Source organism: Aquabacterium sp. (assembly GCF_030652515.1).
GTDB lineage: Bacteria > Pseudomonadota > Gammaproteobacteria > Burkholderiales > Burkholderiaceae_C > Aquabacterium.
In genome coordinates this window covers 1-1,154 of record NZ_JAUSAR010000216.1, presented here as the reverse complement: position 1 = coordinate 1,154, position 1,154 = coordinate 1, and the positions used below count along the sequence as shown (strand labels likewise).

Here is a 1,154-nt window from a genome sequence, read left to right as displayed (position 1 = left end):
TTTATTGCCCGCTACCGGAAAGAGGTCACCGGTTCACTGGATGAAACCCAGATTACCGCCATTCGTGATCGGTTGGCACAATTGGCCGAGCTTGATAAGCGGCGGGAGGCCATCCTCTCTTCCCTTGCCGAGCGAGAGCTGTTAAGCAAGGACCTGAACACATCGATCCTGGCCGCCACCAACCTGACGGCGCTCGAAGATCTCTACCTGCCCCATCGACCCAAACGGCGGACCAGAAGCAGCATTGCCAAAGAAAAGGGGCTCGAAGCCCTGGCCCGTGCCATCTTTGCCCAAGACAGCCGTGCGCTGCGGCCGCAAGACTTTGTCAATCCGGCCAAAGAGGTGCACAACACAGACGAGGCCCTGGCCGGGACCAGGGATATCATGGCGGAATGGATCAGCGAATATCCTGCAACCCGGGCCCGATTGCGCCGTGTCTTTGCCAATCAGGCCCTGATTATCTCCTCGGTTGTAAAGAAGAACAAGGAAGCCGGCATCAAATTCCGGGATTATTTCGACTGGCAGGAGGCCGCGGCAAAAACACCAGGACATCGTTTTCTGGCCATGCTGCGCGGCGAAAATGAAAAAGTGCTGACCCTTTCCCTGCGCCCCCCCGAAGATGCGGCCCTGGGCCTGTTGCATCAACACTATGTAAAGAACAGCAATGAATCCAGCCGTCTGGTCGCGCTGGCTATTGATGACAGTTACAAACGGCTGCTGGCGCCATCCCTGGAAAACGAACTGCGCACCACCCTCAAAGAACGGGCGGACGCCGAGGCGATCCAGGTCTTTGCCGAGAATCTACGCCAGTTGCTGTTGGCGCCGCCCATGGGCCAGAAAAGGGTCCTGGCCCTCGATCCCGGCTTTCGAACCGGTGCCAAACTGGTCTGCCTCGATGGGCAGGGCAAGCTCCTCCACTTCACCACCCTCTATCCGACTCACTCCGAGAAAAAGAGCCAAGAGGCCGGCCAGCTGGTCATGGAACTGTGTGAGAGGTTCAAAATCGAGGCCATCGCCATTGGCAACGGCACGGCAGGCCGCGAGACAGAGGCCTTTGTCCGTGAACTGAGCCTGCCCCATGAGCCGCTTATCACCATGGTCGATGAAAGCGGCGCCTCGATCTACTCCGCCTCAGAGACGGCAAGGGCTGAGTT

Annotated in this window: 1 protein-coding gene; it reads left to right on the top strand. The window is 58.5% G+C overall.

The genetic code is table 11. The features are described from left to right. The coding region (locus Q7V20_RS23430; protein WP_304796489.1) for a Tex-like N-terminal domain-containing protein at positions 1–1,154 on the top strand (1,154 nt) is incomplete at both ends.